Here is a 21,753-nt window from a genome sequence, read left to right on the forward strand (position 1 = left end):
ATAGCTGCCGGGGTCGTGGGCTCGCGAGTTACTTGCATTGCGCATTTCACATGCGACTGACGGACAAGCATGCTCAGCCATCCGGCCGATGGTGCTAGATGAAGCCGAAAGTGCCCAGTACGCTGAGCATCCAGCGAATGTCCGAACGATGAGGAGTGCTCGATGAATTTCGGCGATTTCCAGCTCCAGTTCTATGCCGCGGGTGCACTCGGAAAGGTGTCAACCCTTCCCTTCACCTTTGCCGAACTGGAGAGCCGCGCGGAGCAGACGTTAGGCGAGGGAATCTTCGGCTACGTGCGTGGTGGCGCCGGTGATGAGCACACCCAAGACGCCAATGCCACCGCGTTCCGCCGGTACGGGCTGGTGCCCCGGATGCTGCGAGATCGCACGGCCAGAGACATGTCGACCTCGTTTCTGGGGCGCGAACTCGCCAGTCCACTGTTCATCTGCCCGGTAGGTGTGCTGGGTGCGGTCCGCGACCGCGGAGATCTGCTCACGGCGGCAGCGGCCCGGGACCTCGATGTGCCCGCCATGTACTCGACGCTTTCGTCGGCCACCCTGGAAGAGGTCGCGGCCGAGCGCGGCGATTCATACGGAATCTTCCAGCTGTACCCGTCATCGGATGCCGAGCTGACCGACAACTTCGTCCGGCGTGCTGAGGCGGCGGGGTACGACGCTCTGGCGGTGACCCTGGATACCGGCACGCTGGGATGGCGTCCCCGTGATCTCAAACACGGTTATCTGCCGATGCTGCACGGACATTGCCTGGCCAACTACACCTCCGATCCCCGATTTCTCGAGATCGCGGGCGCGCGTTCCGCAGGGGAACTGACGCCGATGCACGCGGGTCTGGTGTGGGCGTCGCTGTTCAGCCATCCCGGGCTCACCTGGGCGGATATTGATCACTATCGAGAACTGACCAAACTGCCGATCATCCTGAAGGGCATCTGCGACGTCGACGACGTTCGGCAGGCGGTAGATCGCGGCATCGATGCCATTGCCTACTCCAATCATGGTGGGAGGCAGGCGAATGGGGGAGTGCCGGCCATCGATGGTCTGGCCGCGGCCGTCGAAGCGGCCGGCCCGGTTCCGGTGACCTTCGACTCCGGCGTGCGTGACGGTATCGATGTCTTACGCGCTGTCGCCCTCGGTGCCAGCCTGGTGGGCGTGGCCCGGCCGTACGTGTACGGGCTGGCGCTGGATGGAACCAACGGCGTCAAACACGTGATCCAGTCGCTACTGGCAGAAGCCGACCTCACCATGGCGGTCAACTGCTATCTTTCGCTCAACGAGTTGGCGGTGCAGCGTCTTCCTTGATGCACGGTAGCTGAGTGGGGGGTTAGTGATTCAGGAGTGGCCTCAGGGGCCCATCCCGTATCCGGGATACCCGGTGCCTGCCCCCACACCGAGTCGGTGGGCGACAGTCACGATCATCGTGGCCGGCGTGATCGCCTTGCTTGCCCTGGGCGGGTGCGGATTCCTGGGCTGGAAACTGGCGGGCGATCGACGCGAAATGCCGTCCGAATCGGCGGAAGTGCATACCGCCGGTGGCCAAGCACTCGAGGCGGCTCGGGCGTTTGCGACGTTGTTGACGAACGTCGACTACCGGGAACTGGATCGAAGCACAGCCCAGGTACTCGAGAATTCCACTGGAGACTTCAAGAACGCCTACGCCAAATCCAGTGCCGATCTGCGTCGAACGATGGTTCAGAACAAGGCGAAGGCCACCGGCTTGGTGGTCGAATCGGCGATCCAGTCCGGATCCGCCACACAGGTCACCGTGTTGCTGTTTATCGACCAGTCGGTGACCAACGTCGCATTGTCGGAGCCTCGTCTGGACCGGAGCCGGGTGCGGATGACGATGGAGAAGGTGGACGGTCGCTGGTTGACAAGCAAGGTCGACCTGCTGTGAACGAATATCCGGCGCCCTACGCCGTGCCGCCCGGTGGCCAGCTGCGGATCGTATTCGCCAGTGTGATGGTTGGCGTGGCGGTGGTCGCGTTGTGCGCGTGTGGCCTATTGGGCTGGAAGTTGTTCCACGACGGACCCATTGCGGCGACCCAGCACCGTGTTCACGAGCTGCGTGAGCAGGGCCGGACGGCAGCCGAGCTGGTGACCGTGACGGTGACGTCGATCGATTCGGGCAACGTCGACGAGAGCTTCGCGAAAATCCTTGAACTGAGCACGGGTGAGCTCAGGGACCAGTTCGCGAAGGGCTCCGTGCAGTTGCGTCAGCTGCTGATTGACAATCACGCCACCGCGACCGGCACGGTGCTCGCGTCCGCGGTGCAATCCGACACCCTCGACACGCCTGAGAAGAAGGTGGTCGTTTTGTTGATGGTGGATCAGGCGATCACCAACAGCCAACTTCCTGATCCGCGCATCGACAAGTCCCGAATGAAAGTGACCATGGAGCTGATTGACGGTCGCTGGCTCGCGAGCAGACTCGAATACGTTTAGCTGCCAACGAATAGCGAGTTAGCAACAGTGCTTGATCGGGGCCACCGGGGCGGAGCTGTGGTCAGTGTCGGTGGCATCGAGGAAGGCACCGAGAAACGTATCGAGGTCCACCCGTCGGCCACCGACCCAGGTGCCCTTGATGCTGATGTCCTCGGTGAGTCGTGCGGGATCAATTCCGTACGGATCGTGTGACAGTTCGACGAAATCGGCGAGCTTGCCGACAGCGATGGAACCGATGAGGCGGTCTCGTTGCAGTGTGCGAGCCGCGTTGATGGTCTGCGCACGCAGCGCCTCATCGAGGGTGATGGCCTGTTCGGCGCCATGGACATTGCCGGCACGTGTGCGCCGGGCCGTCACCGTCTGGATGTTTGTCAACGGAGAGGGCGGTGAGACGGATCCGTCGTTGTGCAGCGACACGCACGCCCCTGAGGCGACCGCATCGGCGAAGGGCTGCCACTGGCTGCCGTGCTCGTGGTCGAAGATGTGGCCGTCCAACAGATCTCCCCAGAAGTAGTACTGGAAGGGCGACATGGAGACGTGTACACCCAGCCGGGCGGCACGGTCCAGCTGGGCGCGGGTGGCGCCTCCGACGTGTTCGAGCCGCCACCGGTGATCGGTGCCGAGCAAGCCGTGTCGCTGTAGTGCTGCCTCATAGGCATCGAGTGCCAGCTCCACGGCAAGGTCACCGTTGGAATGGAATGCCATCTGCCAACCCAGGGGCGCGGCCTTGTCCAGGATGACATCGAGCTGCTGGCGGGAGTAGTTCAACGAACGTGTTCCGCCTGCGGTAGTCGGGTCGATGGCTGCCCTGCGGGTCGCATCCGAGTCGACGTAGGGGAACGACGTCGCGCCCGTCCCGACCCACACCGCGCCGTCGGTCCACAGCTTGACGCCGGTCTTACGTAGCATATCCTCGTCGACCGTGAATTCCTCTGACTCGGTATAAGTTTCGGTGGTAGACATCTCCCACAGACTGACCCGAAGTGGGCATGAAGGAGCCGCGGCGAGTGCCTCGTAGGCGGGCTTGAGCTGCCGGTCGTAGGACATGTCCGAGGCTGATGTGTATCCCGCGCGGGCCATCGCCGAGAAGAACAGCGCGGCCGAACGCAGCGGATTGCCCATTCCGGCGATCAGCGGTGCCAGTACCTCGGTGAGTACGGGAACCTCGAACCCACGTCCGTTGAGACTGCCGTCGGTGTTGCGCTGGTAATGCCCGCCCACCGGGTCTGCAGGCGGGGCTCCGTCCCAGCCGTGTAGCTTCATGAGTGCTGTGCCGAAATAGATTCCATGTCCGGAGTTATCGGTGATTGCGGCGACGCGATCACCGAAGATCTGGTCCAGCTCACGGGCATCGGGTGCGGGGTGTTCGTGTAGGAGTGCGTCGAATCCGCTGAAAATCAATGGTTCTGATGGATCGGTCTCGGCGAGCGCCGCGTGAAACGCGGCGACGACGTCATCCCAGCTCTGGGCCTTCCAAGGGGCGATGGAGCGCACGGGAGCTTCGGTGATGACACCGCTCATGAACGGATGTCCGTGTGGCTCAACGAAACCAGGTAAAAGGGCGCCTGCCCCGGTGCTGATCACCGGGGCGCCGGGGAGCGCCGAGGTGCATTCCGCGAGCGATCCCACCGCGACGATGCGGTTTCCCGATACCGCGATGGCCTCGGCGCGGGGCCGCTCATCGTCCATCGTGATCACGGTGGCGGCCGTCAGGATGATGTCAGACATGTTGCTCCCTCGTTCCTTGCGGTCTTCGTTGTCCGGCACGGATTATCGCCTCCGGGCCTGTGGTGCGTGCCAATGGAATCGGATGGCAAGCATGCGCAGCCCGAATGCACCTAACGCCGCAGCCATTCCGGTGAGATCGGAGTAAATACCGAAATGGATCAGGAATGCGGTGATGCTGGAGCCGAGCATGGCGGGGATGGCATAGAGCTCGCTGTCCGGCCGTAGCAGGATGGGTGTCTCGCCGGAGAGCAGGTCGCGGATGACTCCGCCTCCGATCGCGGTTAGCGCACCCAAGAGCGCGGCCGAGGGCGCGGAAAGCCCGCTATGGGCCGCGATGGCGGTGCCTGTCACGCAGAAGACCGCTAGTCCCAGGGCGTCGGTGATTTGCAGGGGCCAGCCGGTAAGCCTCGCCGGAGGCTGCCACAGGAAAACCAATCCCGCTGCGGCAAGCGCGATCCCGATATGGGAAAAACTCGTGAATGCCGCCGGCGGGTGTTGTCCGATGATCAGGTCACGGATTACCCCACCGCCGATCGCCGTCACCATGGCAAGCACCGCGAGCCCGACGATGTCGAACTTCTTCTCGACGGCGACCAGAGCCGCCGACATCGCAAAGGCCAAGGTGCCCAGGTAATCAAGGACCACATGGCTGATCGACACCAACGAATGCAGTTCGACCGAGTTCGTCATCAGCGCCACGGTCGTCAACTCGGATTCCTTCCACCAGGCGAAGTCGGATCAAGATCCTATTCGGTGCGGGGGCGTTCCGGTGCGTGTGCGAAAGAACGGGTCAAGATGCGATGACTAACAAGTCAACTCGGCTGGGAATTAGCCCCCGAACCGTGGTCCTCGCCGTCGCAGGTATCGCTCGAACTCGGCTGCCAGGGCGTCGCCGTCGATCTTGCTGAGAATCTCGGTGGTATCGACCTCGGCGTCGCCACGTTCCTCGAGCGACTGGACGTACTCGGCAATCTCTTCGTCCTCGGTCGTCATCTCGGAGACGGCCTGCTCCCACTCCTCGGCCTGTTCGGGCAGATCTCCGAGCGGCACCTCGACATCCAGCACGTCTTCGACGCGCTGCAGCAGCGCGACCGTCGCCTTTGGATTGGGGGGTTGCGATACGTAGTGCGGTACTGCGGCCCAGAAGGCTACGGCCGGTATGCCGGCGTTCACACACGCGTCCTGGAACACCCCGGCGATACCGGTGGGTCCCTCATATCGGGTCTCCTCCAGGCCGAAGAATTTGGCGGCGTCGGGGGAGTATGCGGTACCGCTCACGGGCACCGGCCGGGTGTGTGGAGTGTCGGCCAATAGTGCACCCAGGATCACTACGGTCGAGACGTTAAGACGGTCAGCGATGGCCAGTAGGCGGTTACAGAAGGTGCGCCAGCGCATGTTCGGTTCGGCACCGTGCATCAGAACCACGTCGCGCTGCGAGCCGGGTGGCGAACAGTAGGAGATATGCATGCCCGGCCACTCCAACTCGCGGGTGACACCCTTGACCAGCCGTACGACGGGACGATTGACCTGGTAGTCGTAGTAATCCTCGTCGTCGATGGTCATCAACGGAGTGGCTTGCCAGGTGGTATCCAGGTGCTCCAACGCAGCGCTGGCGGCATCTCCGGCGTCGTTCCAGCCCTCGAATGCGGCAACCACCACCGGGTCGCGCAGCACGGGTAGGCCGTTCTGGGCGGTCTCCGACTGGGTCACGGTGCCAGCGTAAGCCCTGCGTGACGGGGACGAGCTGCGGCTGGCGGAGAATGGATTGGATAGCCGGATCACATTGTTGATATGACCGCCGCTAATAAAACCCGCACGACACCACGCAGACAAACTAGGCGTTCGCACGACCGTCGAGTGACGACGTAGACTCGATCCGGTCGAGAGGCGTTGCAACGGTTCCGGATCACAGCCCGTGACCGCCACGCTCGGCAGAGTTAAGGACGCCTTCCGCTCTGGAAGGAATGCACGTGACCAATCTGCAGCCGAATGTCCGACCCGACTGCACGGACGCGCTGACCACTGCTCTTGAACAGCGGATCTTGGTGATCGACGGCGCGATGGGTACGGCGATCCAGCGCGACAGGCCCGACGAGGCCGGATACCGCGGCGTACGGTTCGCCGACTGGCCGAGCGACCTCATCGGCAATAACGATCTGCTCACTCTGACGCAACCGCACATCATCGAGGGAATTCACCGTGAGTATCTCGAGGCGGGTGCGGACATCCTCGAGACCAATACCTTCAACGCGAACGCGGTGTCGCTGTCCGATTACGGCATGGAAGAGCTGAGCTACGAGCTGAACTATGCGGGTGCCGCGCTGGCACGGGCGGCCGCCGACGACTACAGCACCCCCGCGAAGCCGCGCTACGTCGCCGGGGCGCTGGGGCCGACCACCCGGACCGCGTCGATTTCGCCGGACGTCAACGATCCCGGAGCCCGCAACGTCTCCTACGACCAGCTGGTCGCCGCCTATCTTGAAGCAGCCAACGGCCTGGTCGACGGCGGTGCCGACATCATCCTCGTGGAGACCATCTTCGACTCGCTGAACGCCAAGGCAGCGGTGTTCGCCGTGGAGACGCTGTTTGAGCAGCGCGGGCGTCGCTGGCCGATCATCATCTCGGGCACCATCACCGACGCGTCCGGGCGAACGTTGTCCGGCCAGGTCACCGAGGCATTCTGGAACGCGATCCGGCACGCTAGGCCCATCGCGGTGGGCCTCAACTGCGCCCTGGGCGCCCCGGAGATGCGGCCCTATATCGCTGAGATGTCGCGCATCGCCGACACCTTCGTCTCCTGCTATCCGAACGCGGGTCTGCCCAACGCTTTCGGAGAGTACGACGAGTCCCCCGAGCGCCAGGCCGGGTATCTTGCCGAGTTCGCCGAGGACGGCCTGGTCAACCTGGTCGGTGGGTGCTGCGGGACGGCGCCTGCGCATATCGCTGAGATCGCCAAGGTTGTCGAGGGCATGACGCCGAGGCAGCTGCCGCACGTGCCGGTGGCTACCCGGCTGTCGGGTCTGGAGCCGCTCAACATCACCGACGACTCTCTGTTCGTGAACATCGGTGAGCGCACCAACATCACCGGCTCCGCCCGGTTCCGCAATCTGATCAAGGCCGAGGACTACGACACGGCGCTGTCCGTCGCCCTGCAGCAGGTCGAGGTCGGTGCGCAGGTCATCGACATCAACATGGACGAGGGCATGATCGACGGCGTCGCCGCGATGGATCGGTTCACCAAGCTGATCGCGGCCGAGCCCGATATCAGCCGCGTCCCGGTGATGATCGACTCCTCGAAATGGGAGGTCATCGAGGCGGGTCTGAAAAACGTGCAGGGCAAGCCGATCGTCAACTCGATCTCCATGAAGGAGGGCGAGGAGAAGTTCGTCCGCGAAGCGCAGCTGTGCCGCAAGTACGGCGCCGCCGTCGTGGTGATGGCCTTCGATGAAACAGGTCAGGCCGATAACCTGGAGCGTCGTAAGGAGATCTGCGGGCGCGCCTACCGGATTCTGACCGAAGAGGTCGGTTTCCCGGCTGAGGACATCATCTTCGATCCGAACTGCTTCGCGCTGGCGACGGGGATCGAGGAACACGCGACGTACGGGATCGACTTCATCGAGGCCTGCGCCTGGATCAAGGAGAACCTGCCCGGTGTGCACATCTCCGGCGGTATCTCGAACGTGTCGTTTTCGTTCCGCGGCAACAATCCCGTCCGCGAGGCTATCCACGCGGTGTTTTTGTTCCACGCCATCAAGGCCGGTCTGGACATGGGCATCGTCAACGCCGGCGCACTGGTGCCCTACGACTCGATCGACTCCGAGCTGCGGGAGCGCATCGAGGACGTCGTCCTGAACCGTCGCGCGGACGCGGCAGAACGGCTCCTGGAGATCGCCGAACGGTTCAACAGCACGGAGAACTCGGGCGGAGGAGACGATCGAGCAGTTCAAGAGTGGCGCAGTCTTCCGGTGCGCGAACGGATTACGCACGCTTTGGTCAAGGGAATCGACGCCCATGTCGATGACGACACCGAGGAGTTGCGCGCTGAGATCGCCGCCGCGGGCGGCCGCCCGATCGAGGTGATCGAGGGCCCATTGATGGATGGCATGAACGTCGTCGGCGACCTCTTCGGCGCGGGAAAGATGTTCCTGCCACAGGTGGTGAAGTCGGCCCGGGTGATGAAGAAGGCCGTTGCGTACCTGCTGCCGTTCATCGAGAAGGAAAAGGCGCAGAACGAGGGCGCCACTGGGTCCACCAAATCCAAGGACACCAACGGCACCATCATCATGGCGACCGTGAAGGGCGACGTCCACGACATCGGCAAGAACATCGTCGGAGTCGTTTTGCAGTGCAACAACTTCGAAGTGATCGACCTCGGTGTGATGGTGCCCGCGCAGAAGATCCTGGACGCAGCGAAGGAGCATGACGCCGACATCATCGGGTTGTCCGGCCTGATCACCCCGTCGCTGGATGAAATGGCCAACTTCGCCGTCGAGATGGAACGCGAAGGGCTGGAGATCCCGCTGCTGATCGGCGGCGCGACCACCTCGCGCGCCCACACCGCGGTGAAGATTTCACCGCGCCGCAAGGGCCCGGTGGTCTGGGTCAAGGACGCGTCCCGCTCGGTGCCGGTCGCCGCGGCACTCCTCGATGACAAACAGCGGCCAGGACTGCTGGAGGCCACCGAGAAGGACTACGCGTCACTTCGCGAACGGCATGCCCAGAAGAACGAGCGGCCGACGCTGACGCTGGAGAAGGCCCGAGCCAACCGGACACCGATCGAGTGGAACGGATACACGCCACCCGTGCCCGTCATAGGGATTGGGGTGCGGGAGTTTCTGGACTACGACATCGCCGAGCTGCGCGAGTACATCGACTGGCAGCCGTTCTTCAACGCCTGGGAGATGAAGGGCCGGTTCCCCGACATCCTCAACAACCCGGCCACCGGTGAGGCCGCGCGCAAGCTGTATGACGATGCCCAGCAGATGCTCGACACCCTGATCAAGGAGAAGTGGCTGACGGCCAACGGGGTGATCGGTTTCTTCCCTGCGAATGCGGTGGGCTCGAATATGGAAGACATCGAGGTCTATACCGACGACTCCCGCACGGAGGTACTCACCACGCTGCACAACCTGCGCCAGCAGGGCGAACACCGTGACGGCATCCCGAACCGGTCGCTGGGCGACTACATCGCGCCCAAGGACACGGGCCTGGCCGACTACGTCGGAGCCTTCGCGGTCACCTCGGGGCTCGGCAGCCAGGACAAGATCATGGAGTTCAAGGCGGATCTGGACGACTACAGTGCGATCCTGCTGGAGTCGGTCGCCGACCGGCTGGCCGAGGCTTTCGCCGAGCGGATGCACCAGCGGGTCCGCAAGGAGTTCTGGGGCTTCCAGCCTGATGAGCAGCTGGACAACGAGGCACTCATCGGCGAGAAGTACCGGGGAATCCGCCCGGCACCCGGTTACCCGGCCTGCCCGGAACACACCGAGAAGACGACGCTGTTCGACCTGATGGACGTCACGAAGCGGACCGGCATCGAGCTGACCGAATCGATGGCGATGTGGCCCGGCGCCGCGGTCAGCGGCTGGTACTTCTCGCACCCGCAGTCGCAGTACTTCGTGGTCGGCCGGTTGGCCCAGGACCAGGTCGCCGACTATGCCAAGCGCAAGGGCTGGACGCTGCAGGAAGCGGAGCGCTGGCTCGGCCCGAACCTCGGCTACAACCCTGAGGACTGAGCACCGGCGTCATGGGCAGCAGGCGACCTCTGACAGAATTGGTCGCATGCGCGCGGTGCTGTGGGACATGGACGGCACGCTCATCGACTCGGAGAAGCTCTGGGATATCTCGATGGCCGAAACGTGCCGCAGGCTGGGCGGCGAGATGACCCCCGAGTTGCGTACCGCGCTGCTTGGCGGATCCGCCGAGGCCACCATGAAGATGATGTTCGCAGCGTTCGGGCTGGAGCCGGACCCCGAGCTGATGGCCCGCGAGAACGACTGGCTGCACGAGTACACCGGCGAGCTCTTCGAAACCAATCTCACCTGGTGCGATGGCGCCCAGGACATGCTCGCGCAGCTCGCCGCCGAGCAGGTACCCATGGCACTGGTGACCAACACCATCAGATCACTCACCAACCAGGCGCTCAAGACCATTGGCACACAGTGGTTTTCCGGAACCGTATGCGGTGACGAGGTGGTGCGCACCAAACCGGCCCCCGACCCGTACTTGCGGGCTGCCGCGCTGCTGGACATAGATCCGGCCGATTGCCTGGCCATCGAGGACTCGGCGACCGGTGCCGCCGCGGCCGAGGCGGCGGGTTGTGTGGTGCTGGTGGTGCCCAACCATGTCGAGGTGCCCGCCGGCGACCGGCGCAGGCACGCCGCCACGTTGTCGGGTCTGTCCGCGGCCGACCTGCGGCGTGCCCACGCGGATGTGCTGACCGCCACCGCGTGCAAACCCATATGACTCACCAGGCGGGGTCGTGACAGAATCGCCACCCGTGAAGACCTTCGACGAGCTGTTCGCTGAGCTCAGTGATCGCGCCAAGACCCGGCCCGAGGGGAGTGGCACCGTTGCCGCCCTCGATGCGGGGGTGCACACCCTGGGCAAGAAACTGCTCGAAGAGGCGGGTGAAGTGTGGCTGGCCGCCGAACACGAGAGCGACGAGTCGCTTGCCGAAGAGGTGAGCCAGCTGCTCTATTGGGCACAGGTGCTGCTCATCGCCCGCGGTCTGACTCTTGACGACGTCTACCGGAAGCTCTGACATGACCAGTACGAACGGCGTCCCCAAGGCTCTGCGCGTCGCCGTCCCCAACAAGGGGGCGCTCAGCGAGGCGGCATCGGAGATCCTGTCGGAGGCGGGCTATCGGCGGCGTGGCGACGCCAAGGATCTGACCGTGCTCGACCCGCAGAACGACGTCGAGTTCTTCTTCTTGAGGCCCAAGGACATAGCGATCTATGTCGGCTCGGGCGAGCTTGATCTTGGTATCACCGGTCGCGATCTGATGATGGACTCCGATGCCCCGGTGCTCGAGCGGCTGGCGCTGGGATTCGGTGGTTCGACCTTCCGCTACGCCGCGCCCGCGGACAGAGACTGGACGATTTACGACATCGCAGGCAAGCGGATCGCCACTGCCTATCCCAACCTGGTCCGAAAGGATCTGGCCGCCAAGGGGATCGAGGCCGAAGTCATTCGCCTGGATGGTGCTGTCGAGATATCCATCCAGCTGGGTGTGGCCGATGTGATCGCCGACATCGTCGGCACCGGCCGCACCTTGCGTCAGCATGGTCTGGCGCCCTTCGGGGAGTCGCTGTGCGATTCGGAAGCGGTACTGATCGAGCGGGAGAACGCCGATCCGGCAACGCAAACCGCTCGCACCCAGCTGAGCACTCGCATCCAGGGTGTGGTGTTCGGCCAGCAGTACTTGATGCTCGACTACGACTGCCCGCGCGATGTTCTGGATGAGGCGCTCAAGGTAACGCCCGGTCTGGAATCACCGACGCTGGCCCCGCTGGCCGACGAGAAGTGGGTGGCGGTCCGTGCCCTGGCCCCACGCAAGGGGGTCAACACCACCATGGATGCGCTCGCCTCGATCGGCGCGAAGGCCATCTTGGCCTCCGAGGTCAGGTTCTTCCGCGCCTAGTTCTCCCGGGTTTCCTGGGCTTTCCCGGATTCCATCGCAAGCGGCGTCGGCTCGGCCTAGCATGGCCCCATGGCGCTGCACGTCCTCGTCTATAGCGATGACATCACGGTCCGGCGCAAGGTAATTCAGGGAATCGGCACCCGGCCCGATTCCGCCCTGCCGCCGCTGGAGTTCGTCGAGGTCGCCACCGGGCCCATGGTCATCGAACGCCTGGGTGCGGGCGGTATCGACTTGGCCATCCTGGATGGTGAGGCGACGCCATTCGGCGGGCTGGGTGTGGCCAAGCAGGTCAAAGATGAGGTCGACGCTCCGCCGCCGATCGTCGTTCTGACCGGTCGTCCGCAAGACAGCTGGCTGGCGAGCTGGTCCCGAGCCGAGGGCGTGGTGCCGCGGCCGATCGATCCCATGCGACTGACGGCGACGGTGATCGACCTGCTCGGTTCGGCTGCCGCTACCCGCCGCTGACGTCAGCCGGCCAGGCTCTTCGACTCGATACTTAATTGCGCAAAACACCGTGAAACGGTGGCATGGATCCAGCGCCAACCGATAGTGTGTTTGTTAGGTCACATCTGTACTGGTCGGCAGCCCTCGACCACAGACAGCACTGACACGGCAACGTTGCCGATCCAGCACAGGGACCCGATCGATCGATTCGGGAGGCTGGTCTGCCATGGATGCGTATGTACCGATCTTGGTACTCGGCGCCATTGCGGTGGCCTTTGCCGTTTTCTCCATTGGGATTTCATCGTTCGTCGGTCCACGTCGATACAACCGGGCCAAGCTCGAGGCCTACGAGTGTGGCATCGAGGCCACCCAGCATTCGATGGGACGTGATCATCACGGCGCCGCGTCCGGCGGACATCGGGTGCCGGTCAAGTACTACCTCACCGCCATGTTGTTCATCATTTTCGATATCGAGATCGTCTTCTTGTATCCGTGGGCCGTCCATTTCGGCGCCCTCGGACTGTTCGGACTGCTCGCAATGGCCCTGTTCATCGTCAATGTGTCGGTGGCGTACGCCTACGAATGGAGGCGCGGTGGCCTGAGCTGGGATTAGCCCCTGTGCGATTGGTGGGGCGGCGCGGAAGTCCTTGCAACATAACGAATAAGCACACCTGTCGGGAGAGCCATGGGTCTTGAGGAAAAACTGCCTAGCGGATTTCTGCTGAGCACCGTCGAGACGCTGGCGGGGTATGTGCGCAAAGGTTCGTTGTGGCCGGCCACCTTTGGATTGGCCTGCTGTGCCATCGAGATGATGTCCACGGCGGGGCCGCGGTTCGATATTGCCCGCTTTGGCATGGAGCGTTTCTCGGCGACGCCACGGCAGGCCGACCTCATGATCGTGGCCGGCCGGGTGAGTCAGAAGATGGCTCCCGTGTTGCGACAGATCTACGACCAGATGGCCGAACCCAAATGGGTGCTTGCTATGGGGGTCTGCGCATCATCCGGCGGCATGTTCAACAACTACGCCATTGTCCAAGGTGTCGATCATGTTGTCCCCGTGGATATCTACCTTCCAGGATGCCCGCCGCGTCCGGAGATGCTGCTGCATGCGATCTTGAAGTTGCACGAGAAGATCGGGCAGATGCCGCTCGGGGCCAACCGAGAGGAAGTCATCCGCGAGACCGAGGCCGCCGCGCTTGCCGCGACGCCGACCATCGAGATGAAGGGTCTGCTGCGGTGACGGGCGACGATCAGAGTTCAGGCGAGGTCATCGGGGTACGGCATGGGCTCTTCGGAGTCCGGGGCAGCGGCGACACCTCGGGCTACGGTGGGCTGGTTCAGTCGATCTCCTTGCCGGCGAGCTCGAATCGTCCGTACGGCGGGTACTTCGACCACGTGGTCGACCGGCTGGAATCGGTTCTGGCGGAGCAGGAACACCTCACCTACGAGGACGCTGTCGAGAGTGTCGTCGTCTACCGCGATCAGCTCACGATCCACGTGAAGGCCGAACACCTGGTGCAGGTCGCCCAGTCTCTGCGGGATGATCCGCAGCTGCGTTTCGAGCTCTGTCTGGGCGTCAGTGGTGTGCATTACCCCGAGGACACCGCGCGGGAACTGCATGCTGTTTACCCACTCATGTCGATCACGTGGAACCGCCGGATCATGCTCGAAGTGGCTGTACCTGATGGTAATCCGCATGTCCCGTCACTGAACGCCGTGTACCCGACCACCGACTGGCATGAACGCGAAACCTACGACTTTTTCGGCATCGTCTTCGACGATCACCCCGCGCTGACCCGAATCGAAATGCCCGATGACTGGGAAGGTCATCCGCAGCGTAAGGACTATCCCCTCGGTGGTGTGCCGGTCGAGTACCACGGAGCCACCATTGCGCCGCCCGATCAGCGGAGGTCCTACAACTAATGACAGCGCAGCCCGAGACTCATCTCATGGCCGGTGGGCAGGACTGGGACGAGATCGTCACTGCCGCCGCCCAAGCAAGCGACGAAAGAATCGTCGTCAACATGGGCCCGCAACATCCGTCAACCCACGGCGTGCTTCGCCTGATCCTTGAGATCGAGGGGGAGACGGTTACCGACGTACGCTGCGGAATCGGCTATCTGCACACCGGTATCGAAAAGAATCTGGAGTACCGGACCTGGACGCAGGGTGTCACCTTCGTGACCCGGATGGACTACCTGTCACCCTTCTTCAACGAGACCGCCTACTGCCTGGGGGTTGAGAAGCTGCTTGACATCACCGACGAAATCCCGGAGCGAGCCACCGTGATTCGGGTGTTGATGATGGAGCTCAACCGGATCTCCTCGCATCTGGTCGCACTTGCCACGGGCGGCATGGAACTCGGGGCGATGACCGCGATGTTCCTCGGTTTCCGGGAACGCGAGATGATCTTGAAGGTTTTCGAAGCGGTCACCGGCCTGCGCATGAATCACGCCTACGTCAGGCCAGGCGGGCTGGCGCAGGATCTGCCCGATGGCGCCGAACAAGAGGTGCGCGATCTGCTCAAGATTCTGCCGGGCAGGTTGCGCGATATGGAAAACCTGTTGAACGAGAACTACATCTGGAAGGCGCGGACCCAGGGCGTCGGATACCTCGATCTGACCGGGTGTATGGCTTTGGGAATCACGGGTCCGGTCCTGCGTGCCACCGGGCTCGCTCACGATCTGCGACGCGCACAGCCGTACTGCGGTTATGAGAGCTATGACTTCGAGGTCATCACCCATGGGGATTGCGACTCTTACGGGCGATATCTGATTCGGGTCAAGGAGATGCACGAGTCCATCAAGATCGCCCAGCAGTGTCTGGACCGGTTGCGGCCAGGACCGGTCATGGTGGACGACAAGAAGATTGCGTGGCCCGCGGACCTGGCCTCGGGCCCGGATGGACTGGGTAACTCACCCAAGCACATCGCCAAGATCATGGGTACGTCGATGGAAGGACTCATCCATCACTTCAAGCTGGTGACCGAGGGGATCCGCGTGCCGGCCGGGCAGGTGTACGTCGCCGTCGAGTCGCCGCGCGGCGAGCTCGGGGTCCATATGGTCAGTGATGGTGGAACCCGGCCCTACCGTGTGCATTTCCGCGATCCGTCCTTTACCAATCTGCAGTCCGTGTCGGCGATGTGCGAGGGCGGCATGGTGGCCGATCTGATAGCCGCGGTGGCAAGCATCGATCCGGTGATGGGCGGTGTGGACCGGTGATGAGCCACTCGGGCGATGAACATCCAACGGAGCGCGAGGGCGTCTTTCTTGAACTCGGGAGCCGTCCGCCGGAGGACGAGGGCTGTTTCGCCGGACGCAAAAGCTATCCGCCGGAGGTTGTTTCCCGGCTTGCCATCGACGCCAAGGATGTTCTCGACCGGTACCCGAGTCGTAGGTCGGCGTTGCTGCCGCTGCTGCATCTCGTGCAGTCCGAGGACGGGTATGTGACTATGGCTGGAATTGAATTCTGTTCCGGACAAGTGGAATTGACGGCCGCCGAGGTCACCGCGGTGGCGAGCTTCTACTCGATGTACCGGCGCGAACCGACCGGCGATTATCTCGTCGGGGTGTGCACCAACACGCTGTGCGCGGTGCTCGGTGGTGACGCGATCTTGACGCGATTGGTCGACGAGCTCGGCGTGGCACCAGGAGGCACTACCGAGGACGGCAAGGTGACGCTCGAGCATGTGGAGTGCAACGCCGCCTGCGACTACGCGCCGGTGCTGATGATCAACTGGGAGTTCTTCGATAACCAGACCCCGGACGGGGCCGCAGATCTGGTGACAGGGCTCCAAAGGGGACGGATCCCCGAGCCCCGGCGCGGTGCTCCACCGTGCACGTTCAGACAGACCGCCCGGATCTTGGCCGGGTTCGCCGACAATCGGCCGGAGGCGGTGGCCGCCGCTCGGGCCGGGAACCCGACGCTGGCCGGGCTGCGATTGGCCCGGGATGTACAGCAGAACGTGCAGAAGGAGGTGTGATGACTTCCTCTATTCTCTCCCCGGTCCTGTCCGAGTACTGGGACGAGGCCGACTCGTGGACTCTCGACGGGTATCTGCGCCATGACGGATATCAGGGCCTGCGCGCCGCGCTGAGCATGGAACCGGACGCGGTCATCGGTGTCGTCAAGGAAGCCGGGCTGCGTGGACGCGGAGGTGCCGGATTCCCGACGGGCACCAAATGGTCCTTCATTCCGCAGGGTGATGGCAAGCCGCACTATCTGGTGGTCAACGCCGACGAATCCGAACCCGGTACCTGCAAAGACATTCCGCTGATGCTGGCGACGCCGCACACCCTCATCGAGGGAATCGTCATCGCCGCCTACGCGATCCGCGCCGCGCATGCCTTCATCTATGTGCGCGGTGAGGTGATCTCGGTGATTAGACGATTGCAGACCGCGGTGGCCCAGGCCTATGAGGCCGGATATCTGGGTCGCAACATTCTTGACAGCGGTTTCGATCTCGAACTGGTGGTGCACGCCGGTGCGGGCGCCTACATCTGCGGGGAAGAAACAGCGCTCCTGGACTCGCTGGAGGGTCGTCGCGGCCAGCCACGGCTGCGTCCGCCGTTTCCTGCGGTTGCCGGTCTGTACGCCAGCCCGACGGTCGTCAACAACGTCGAGTCGATCGCGAGCGTGCCCGTCATCTTGCGGCGCGGCGCCGAGTGGTTCCGGACCATGGGTTCGGAGAAATCCCCTGGATTCACGCTGTATTCGTTGTCCGGGCATGTGCGCACTCCCGGGCAGTACGAGGCCCCGCTCGGCGTGACGCTGCGAGAGCTCCTGGAGCTGGCCGGCGGAGTGCGGGACGGGCACGGGCTCAAGTTCTGGACTCCCGGTGGTTCGTCGACACCACTGTTCACCGCCGAGCATCTGGACGTCCCACTCGACTACGAAGGAGTCAGCGCCGCCGGATCGATGTTGGGTACCAAGGCATTACAGATATTCGACGACACCACGTGTGTGGTGCGCGCGGTCCTGAGGTGGACCGAGTTCTACGCGCACGAGTCCTGTGGCAAGTGCACGCCGTGCCGCGAGGGTACCTACTGGCTGGTGCGTATTCTGCGGCGACTGGAATCCGGAGAGGGTACCGCCGAAGACCTCGACAAGCTTCTGGATATCTCGGACATCGTGCTCGGCAAGTCCTTCTGCGCGCTCGGGGACGGTGCGGCCAGCCCGATCATGTCCTCGCTCAAGTACTTCCGCGGAGAGTATGAGGCACACCTGGACCATGGGTGTCCCTTCGATTCGGCAGCCAGCACTGTATTCGGGGAGGTACGTCGATGACGGCCACAGAACCAGCCATCAACACCGACTTCGTTACCGTGAACATCGACGGACACAGCATCTCGGTGCCTAAGGGCACATTGGTGATCCGCGCCGCCGAACTGATAGGCGTGCAGATACCCAGATTCTGCGATCACCCCTTACTCGATCCGGTGGGTGCCTGTCGCCAGTGCCTGGTCGAGGTGGAGGGGCAGCGTAAACCGTTGGCCGCCTGTACCACCACCGTTGCCGAGGACATGGTGGTCCATACCCAGGTCACCTCCGCGGCGGCGCAGAAGGCGCAGAGCGGTGTGATGGAGCTGCTGCTGATCAACCATCCGCTCGACTGTCCGGTCTGCGACAAGGGCGGGGAGTGTCCACTGCAGAACCAGGCGATGTCGACCGGCCGCTCCGAGACCCGATTCACTGAGGCCAAACGCACGTTTCCCAAGCCGATTCCGCTATCCACCGAGGTGCTGCTCGACAGGGAACGTTGTGTCCTGTGCGCCCGGTGCACCCGTTTTTCACAACAGGTGGCCGGCGACCCCTTCATCGAGCTACTCGAACGTGGTGCGTTACAACAGGTTGGTATCGCAGGCGGCGAGCCCTTCGAGTCGTACTTCTCCGGCAACACCGTGCAGATATGTCCGGTCGGCGCTCTGACCGGTGCTGCCTACCGGTTTCGTGCGCGGCCATTCGATCTGGTGTCCACCCCCAGCGTGTGCGAGCACTGCGCGAGCGGATGCGCGCAGCGCACCGACCATCGGCGTGGAAAGGTGCTGCGGCGCCTGGCCGGTGACGATCCGGAAGTGAACGAGGAATGGAATTGCGACAAGGGACGCTGGGCGTTCGCCTATGCCACGGCACGGGACCGCATCACCAATCCGCTGATACGTGATGAGTCCGGGGACCTGGTGGCGGCATCGTGGCCACAGGCATTGGAGGTCGCGGCAAAGGGCTTGGCGGATGCTGGTGCCCACGCGGGAGTCCTGACCGGTGGGCGGCTCACCGTCGAAGATTCCTACGCCTACGTCAAATTCGCTCGTATGGTGCTGGGCACCAACAACATCGACTTCCGGGCCCGTGCACATAGCGCCGAAGAGGCCGCGTTCCTCGGATCGGGCGTCGCCGGGCGCGGGCTGACGCGCACCTATGCGGCCCTGGAGTCCGCGCCGGTGGTCCTGCTGGCGGGATTCGAACCGGAAGAGGAATCTCCGATTGTTTTCCTGCGGCTGCGCAAGGGGGTACGTAAACGGGGCCTCAAGGTGCTGGCCATCGCACCGTTCGTCAGCCGAGGATCTACCAAGCTCTCGGCCGATGTGATTGCCACCGCTCCCGGAACAGAACCGGAAACGATGGCAGGGCTGGCCGATTCCGAGTTACTGCGCCGGCCCGGTGCCGTGATCATGGTGGGAGAGCGACTGGCGTCGATACCCGGAGCGCTGTCCGCGGCGGCCCGGCTGGCCGACAGCACGGCCGCGACGCTGGTGTGGATTCCGCGCCGGGCAGGCGAGCGTGGCGCATTGGAGGCTGGAGCGTTGCCGAGACTGCTGCCGGGCGGGCATCCGGTATCCGACAGTGCGGCACGGCGCTACATCGCCGACAAGTGGGGTGTGATCGCGCTGCCCGACATGCCCGGACTCGATGCCGCGGGCATGCTGGATCCGGGAAATGGACTCGACGCCTTCCTCATCGGTGGCGTGGAACTGGCCGATCTGCCCTATCCCGCCGCCGCCATCGGCGCCCTCAAGAGCGCGTTCGTCGTCAGCCTGGAGATGCGGCACAGCGCTGTCACCGAGCTCGCCGATGTGGTTCTTCCGGTGGCGGCAGTCGCCGAGAAATCCGGAAGCTTCGTGAACTGGGAAGGCAGGCTGAGGCCCTTCCGGGCGACTCTCGACACCAGTGATGCTCTCGATGACCTGAAGGTGCTCGCTGCGCTGTCAGCGCGGATGGATCGTCCGATCGGGCTGAACGACGAAAATCAGGCACTTGCCGAGCTTGCGGATATCGGGCCCTGGGAGGGGGCGCGGGAAACCCCGGGACCGGTACGCGCGACCGCCCTTCCCCAGCCCATGGCGGGAGAGGCGGTGCTCGCCTCGTGGAGGCTGCTGCTGGATGCCGGTCGGCTGCAAGACGGTGAGGCGTTCCTTGCCGGGACCGCACACACCGCACAGGTGCGGTTATCGGAGGTGACCGCAAGCGAGATCGGTGCCGCGGAGGGCGAATCGGTGACGATACGCAGTCTGTCGGAGTCGATTCAGGGATCGATAACCTTGCCGCTGCGGATAACCGAGATGCCAGACAGGGTGGTATGGGTGCCCATGCGTTCTGTCGGGTCGGAGGTTCATCAGCAGCTCGGTCCGGCGCTGGGACAAGTGGTGCGAATCGAGGTCGCGCCGTGAGGCAGACGGACGGTTCGGCGGTGCTCTCCCAGTTCGGGATTGACCCGCTCTGGTTGGTCTTCGTGAAATGCGTGGCGGTATTCGCTTTTCTGGTTCTGACCGTGCTCGTCGCTATTCTTGTGGAGCGCAAGGTGCTTGCCTGGATGCAGCGTCGAATCGGTCCCAATCGGGTGGGTCCCTTCGGCTTGTTGCAGAGCCTGGCCGACGGCGTGAAGCTGGCGCTCAAGGAGGGCCTGACCCCAGCCGGGGTGGACAAGCCGATCTATCTCCTCGCGCCGATCATCTCGGTGGTGCCGGCGATCGTCGCGTACGCCGTCATCCCGTTCGGCCCAGTCGTCTCGGTCTTCGGGCATCGCACCCCACTTCAGCTGACCGATCTTCCGGTGGCGATTCTGTTCGTGCTGGCGGTCACGTCCGTAGGCGTGTACGGGATTGTCTTGGGGGGCTGGGCATCCGGCTCCACCTACCCGCTGCTGGGTGGATTGCGCTCCTCCGCGCAGGTGATTTCCTATGAGATCGCGATGGGTCTGACATTCGCGGCGGTGTTCCTGCTGGCCGGCACGATGTCGACCTCGGGAATCGTCGCTGCGCAAGCCGGTCGTTGGTACGTATTCCTGCTGCTCCCGTCATTCCTGGTGTACGTGACCGCCATGGTCGGCGAGACCAACAGGGCGCCGTTCGATCTCCCCGAAGCGGAAGGCGAGCTGGTCGGCGGCTTCCACACGGAGTACTCCTCACTGCGCTTCGCGATGTTCATGCTCGCCGAATACATCAACATGGCAACGGTTTCCGGTCTGGCGGCAACCATGTTCCTTGGGGGCTGGCATGCCCCCTGGCCGCTGAGCTTGATCGATGGAGCAAACAGCTCCTGGTGGCCGGTGCTGTGGTTCGTGGCCAAGGTCTGGGGCTTCATGTTCCTGTTCATGTGGTTGCGCGCCACGTTGCCGAGGCTGCGCTATGACCAGTTCATGCGGCTGGGCTGGGAAGTCCTGATCCCGGTCGCGCTGGTATGGATCGTCATTGTCGGAGTGGTGCAGGCGCTGGCCCTCTACGGATACGGAAACCCCTCGATCATTCTCGGGGTCGCCGGTCTCGTGGTCTCTGTCGGCAGTATCGCGCTGGTGGGTGTGCTCGCCCGACGCACTGAATCGCCAAAACCCGTGCTGGATAAGAGTTTCGACCCGATGGCCGGTGGATTCCCGGTGCCGCCACTGCCCGGGCAGCGCCTCGACACGGACCCGTTCTCGACCACCAAGGAGGATGCACATGCCTGATGTTGTGCGACGTTCGGTCGACGCGATGGCGGGATTCTGGGTGACCTTCTCGTCGATGTTCAAGAAACGGCTCACCGAGCAGTACCCCGAGAAGAAGGAGCCCACCGCGCCGCGCTATCACGGGCGGCATCAACTCAACAGGTATACCGATGGGCTGGAGAAATGCATCGGTTGTGAGCTGTGCGCCTGGGCGTGCCCGGCCGATGCCATATTCGTTGAGGGCGCTGACAACTCCGAGCAGGAACGCTTCTCGCCGGGGGAGCGGTATGGCCGGGTGTACCAGATCAACTATCTGCGGTGCATCGGGTGCGGGCTATGTATCGAGGCGTGCCCGACCCGCGCGCTGACCATGACCAACGACTATGAGATGGCCGACGACAACCGCGCCGACCTCATCTACGGCAAGGACAAGCTGCTGGCACCGCTGCAGCCTGGCATGGCGCCACCCCCACACGCGATGTACCCGGGAACCACCGACACGGACTACTACCTCGGCAACCTGCCGCAGGCCGGGAAGGAGGTCAGGTGAGTCCGGGC

At 63.6% G+C, this 21,753-nt stretch carries 20 protein-coding genes; 17 read left to right on the top strand and 3 right to left on the bottom strand.

The window, feature by feature from the left end:
- The first annotated feature begins 162 nt into the window (after nucleotides 1-162).
- Genes HBA99_RS10615 through HBA99_RS10625 form a run of 3 tightly spaced genes read left to right on the top strand, consistent with a single transcriptional unit; the run spans nucleotide 163 to nucleotide 2,460 of the window.
- Entirely contained in the window at nucleotides 163-1,317 is a 1,155-nt protein-coding gene (locus HBA99_RS10615) for an alpha-hydroxy-acid oxidizing protein (protein ID WP_070951072.1), read from the top strand.
- Nucleotides 1,318-1,342: 25 nt separating this feature from the next.
- Nucleotides 1,343-1,912, top strand: coding sequence for an Mce protein (locus tag HBA99_RS10620; RefSeq protein ID WP_165615216.1), 570 nt, complete (start codon nucleotides 1,343-1,345; stop codon nucleotides 1,910-1,912).
- Nucleotides 1,909-2,460 carry an Mce protein gene (locus tag HBA99_RS10625; RefSeq protein WP_234798023.1) on the top strand — a complete coding sequence of 184 codons (552 nt, stop codon included), beginning with the start codon at nucleotides 1,909-1,911 and terminating at the stop codon, nucleotides 2,458-2,460. The genes HBA99_RS10620 and HBA99_RS10625 overlap by 4 nt, the downstream gene beginning before the upstream one ends.
- 18 nt (nucleotides 2,461-2,478) lie before the next feature.
- Here HBA99_RS10625 and HBA99_RS10630 read toward each other — a convergent pair whose 3' ends face one another.
- From HBA99_RS10630 to HBA99_RS10640, 3 genes are all read right to left on the bottom strand, one after another.
- A complete protein-coding gene (locus HBA99_RS10630; protein ID WP_070921870.1) occupies nucleotides 2,479-4,188 on the bottom strand; it encodes an amidohydrolase in 1,710 nt (569 codons plus the stop codon).
- A 42-nt stretch (nucleotides 4,189-4,230) separates the two neighbouring features.
- Entirely contained in the window at nucleotides 4,231-4,878 is a 648-nt protein-coding gene (locus HBA99_RS10635) for a trimeric intracellular cation channel family protein (protein ID WP_096505702.1), read from the bottom strand.
- A gap of 138 nt (nucleotides 4,879-5,016) precedes the next feature.
- Entirely contained in the window at nucleotides 5,017-5,970 is a 954-nt protein-coding gene (locus HBA99_RS10640) for a PAC2 family protein (protein ID WP_371258725.1), read from the bottom strand.
- A gap of 188 nt (nucleotides 5,971-6,158) precedes the next feature.
- On the opposite strand from HBA99_RS10640, the gene metH reads away from it, so the two are divergent.
- The 14 genes from metH to nuoI all read left to right on the top strand — a co-directional run bounded on the left by metH (nucleotide 6,159) and on the right by nuoI (nucleotide 21,745).
- The gene (gene metH / locus HBA99_RS10645) at nucleotides 6,159-9,923 is read left to right on the top strand and encodes a methionine synthase (protein WP_109494298.1); all 3,765 of its coding nucleotides are present in this window, start codon (nucleotides 6,159-6,161) and stop codon (nucleotides 9,921-9,923) included.
- 46 nt (nucleotides 9,924-9,969) lie between these two features.
- Nucleotides 9,970-10,653 carry an HAD family hydrolase gene (locus HBA99_RS10650; protein ID WP_030095570.1) on the top strand — a complete coding sequence of 228 codons (684 nt, stop codon included), beginning with the start codon at nucleotides 9,970-9,972 and terminating at the stop codon, nucleotides 10,651-10,653.
- A gap of 16 nt (nucleotides 10,654-10,669) precedes the next feature.
- Entirely contained in the window at nucleotides 10,670-10,951 is a 282-nt protein-coding gene (locus HBA99_RS10655; protein WP_005061184.1) for a phosphoribosyl-ATP diphosphatase, read from the top strand.
- Between the two features lies 1 nt (nucleotide 10,952).
- Nucleotides 10,953-11,831 carry an ATP phosphoribosyltransferase gene (gene hisG, locus HBA99_RS10660; protein ID WP_070916169.1) on the top strand — a complete coding sequence of 293 codons (879 nt, stop codon included), beginning with the start codon at nucleotides 10,953-10,955 and terminating at the stop codon, nucleotides 11,829-11,831.
- A 69-nt stretch (nucleotides 11,832-11,900) separates the two neighbouring features.
- The gene (locus HBA99_RS10665) at nucleotides 11,901-12,296 is read left to right on the top strand and encodes a hypothetical protein (protein WP_070951070.1); all 396 of its coding nucleotides are present in this window, start codon (nucleotides 11,901-11,903) and stop codon (nucleotides 12,294-12,296) included.
- A 205-nt stretch (nucleotides 12,297-12,501) separates the two neighbouring features.
- A complete protein-coding gene (locus tag HBA99_RS10670) occupies nucleotides 12,502-12,888 on the top strand; it encodes an NADH-quinone oxidoreductase subunit A (RefSeq protein WP_030095573.1) in 387 nt (128 codons plus the stop codon).
- Nucleotides 12,889-12,960: 72 nt separating this feature from the next.
- On the top strand, nucleotides 12,961-13,515 hold the full coding sequence (locus HBA99_RS10675; protein ID WP_030095574.1) for a NuoB/complex I 20 kDa subunit family protein: 555 nt from the start codon (nucleotides 12,961-12,963) through the stop codon (nucleotides 13,513-13,515).
- Nucleotides 13,512-14,198, top strand: a complete 687-nt coding sequence (locus HBA99_RS10680; protein WP_057964711.1) for an NADH-quinone oxidoreductase subunit C — start codon at nucleotides 13,512-13,514, stop codon at nucleotides 14,196-14,198. The genes HBA99_RS10675 and HBA99_RS10680 overlap by 4 nt, the downstream gene beginning before the upstream one ends.
- 26 nt (nucleotides 14,199-14,224) lie before the next feature.
- The gene (gene nuoD / locus HBA99_RS10685; protein WP_234797645.1) at nucleotides 14,225-15,496 is read left to right on the top strand and encodes an NADH dehydrogenase (quinone) subunit D; all 1,272 of its coding nucleotides are present in this window, start codon (nucleotides 14,225-14,227) and stop codon (nucleotides 15,494-15,496) included.
- Complete coding sequence (gene nuoE / locus HBA99_RS10690) at nucleotides 15,496-16,257, top strand: NADH-quinone oxidoreductase subunit NuoE (protein ID WP_064408614.1); 762 nt, start codon at nucleotides 15,496-15,498, stop codon at nucleotides 16,255-16,257. Before nuoD ends, nuoE begins: the two co-directional genes overlap by 1 nt.
- Nucleotides 16,257-17,561 (top strand): NADH-quinone oxidoreductase subunit NuoF, encoded by a 1,305-nt coding sequence (gene nuoF, locus HBA99_RS10695; protein WP_064408615.1) that lies wholly within the window; start codon nucleotides 16,257-16,259, stop codon nucleotides 17,559-17,561. The genes nuoE and nuoF overlap by 1 nt, the downstream gene beginning before the upstream one ends.
- The gene (locus tag HBA99_RS10700) at nucleotides 17,558-19,942 is read left to right on the top strand and encodes an NADH-quinone oxidoreductase subunit G (protein WP_070942476.1); all 2,385 of its coding nucleotides are present in this window, start codon (nucleotides 17,558-17,560) and stop codon (nucleotides 19,940-19,942) included. Before nuoF ends, HBA99_RS10700 begins: the two co-directional genes overlap by 4 nt.
- The gene (nuoH, locus tag HBA99_RS10705; protein WP_227457847.1) at nucleotides 19,939-21,216 is read left to right on the top strand and encodes an NADH-quinone oxidoreductase subunit NuoH; all 1,278 of its coding nucleotides are present in this window, start codon (nucleotides 19,939-19,941) and stop codon (nucleotides 21,214-21,216) included. Before HBA99_RS10700 ends, nuoH begins: the two co-directional genes overlap by 4 nt.
- Nucleotides 21,209-21,745 carry an NADH-quinone oxidoreductase subunit NuoI gene (gene nuoI / locus HBA99_RS10710; protein ID WP_101312732.1) on the top strand — a complete coding sequence of 179 codons (537 nt, stop codon included), beginning with the start codon at nucleotides 21,209-21,211 and terminating at the stop codon, nucleotides 21,743-21,745. The genes nuoH and nuoI overlap by 8 nt, the downstream gene beginning before the upstream one ends.
- Nucleotides 21,746-21,753 lie beyond the last annotated feature (8 nt).

The sequence above is a fragment of the Mycobacteroides chelonae genome (assembly GCF_016767715.1).
Taxonomy (GTDB): Bacteria; Actinomycetota; Actinomycetes; order Mycobacteriales; family Mycobacteriaceae; genus Mycobacterium; species Mycobacterium gwanakae.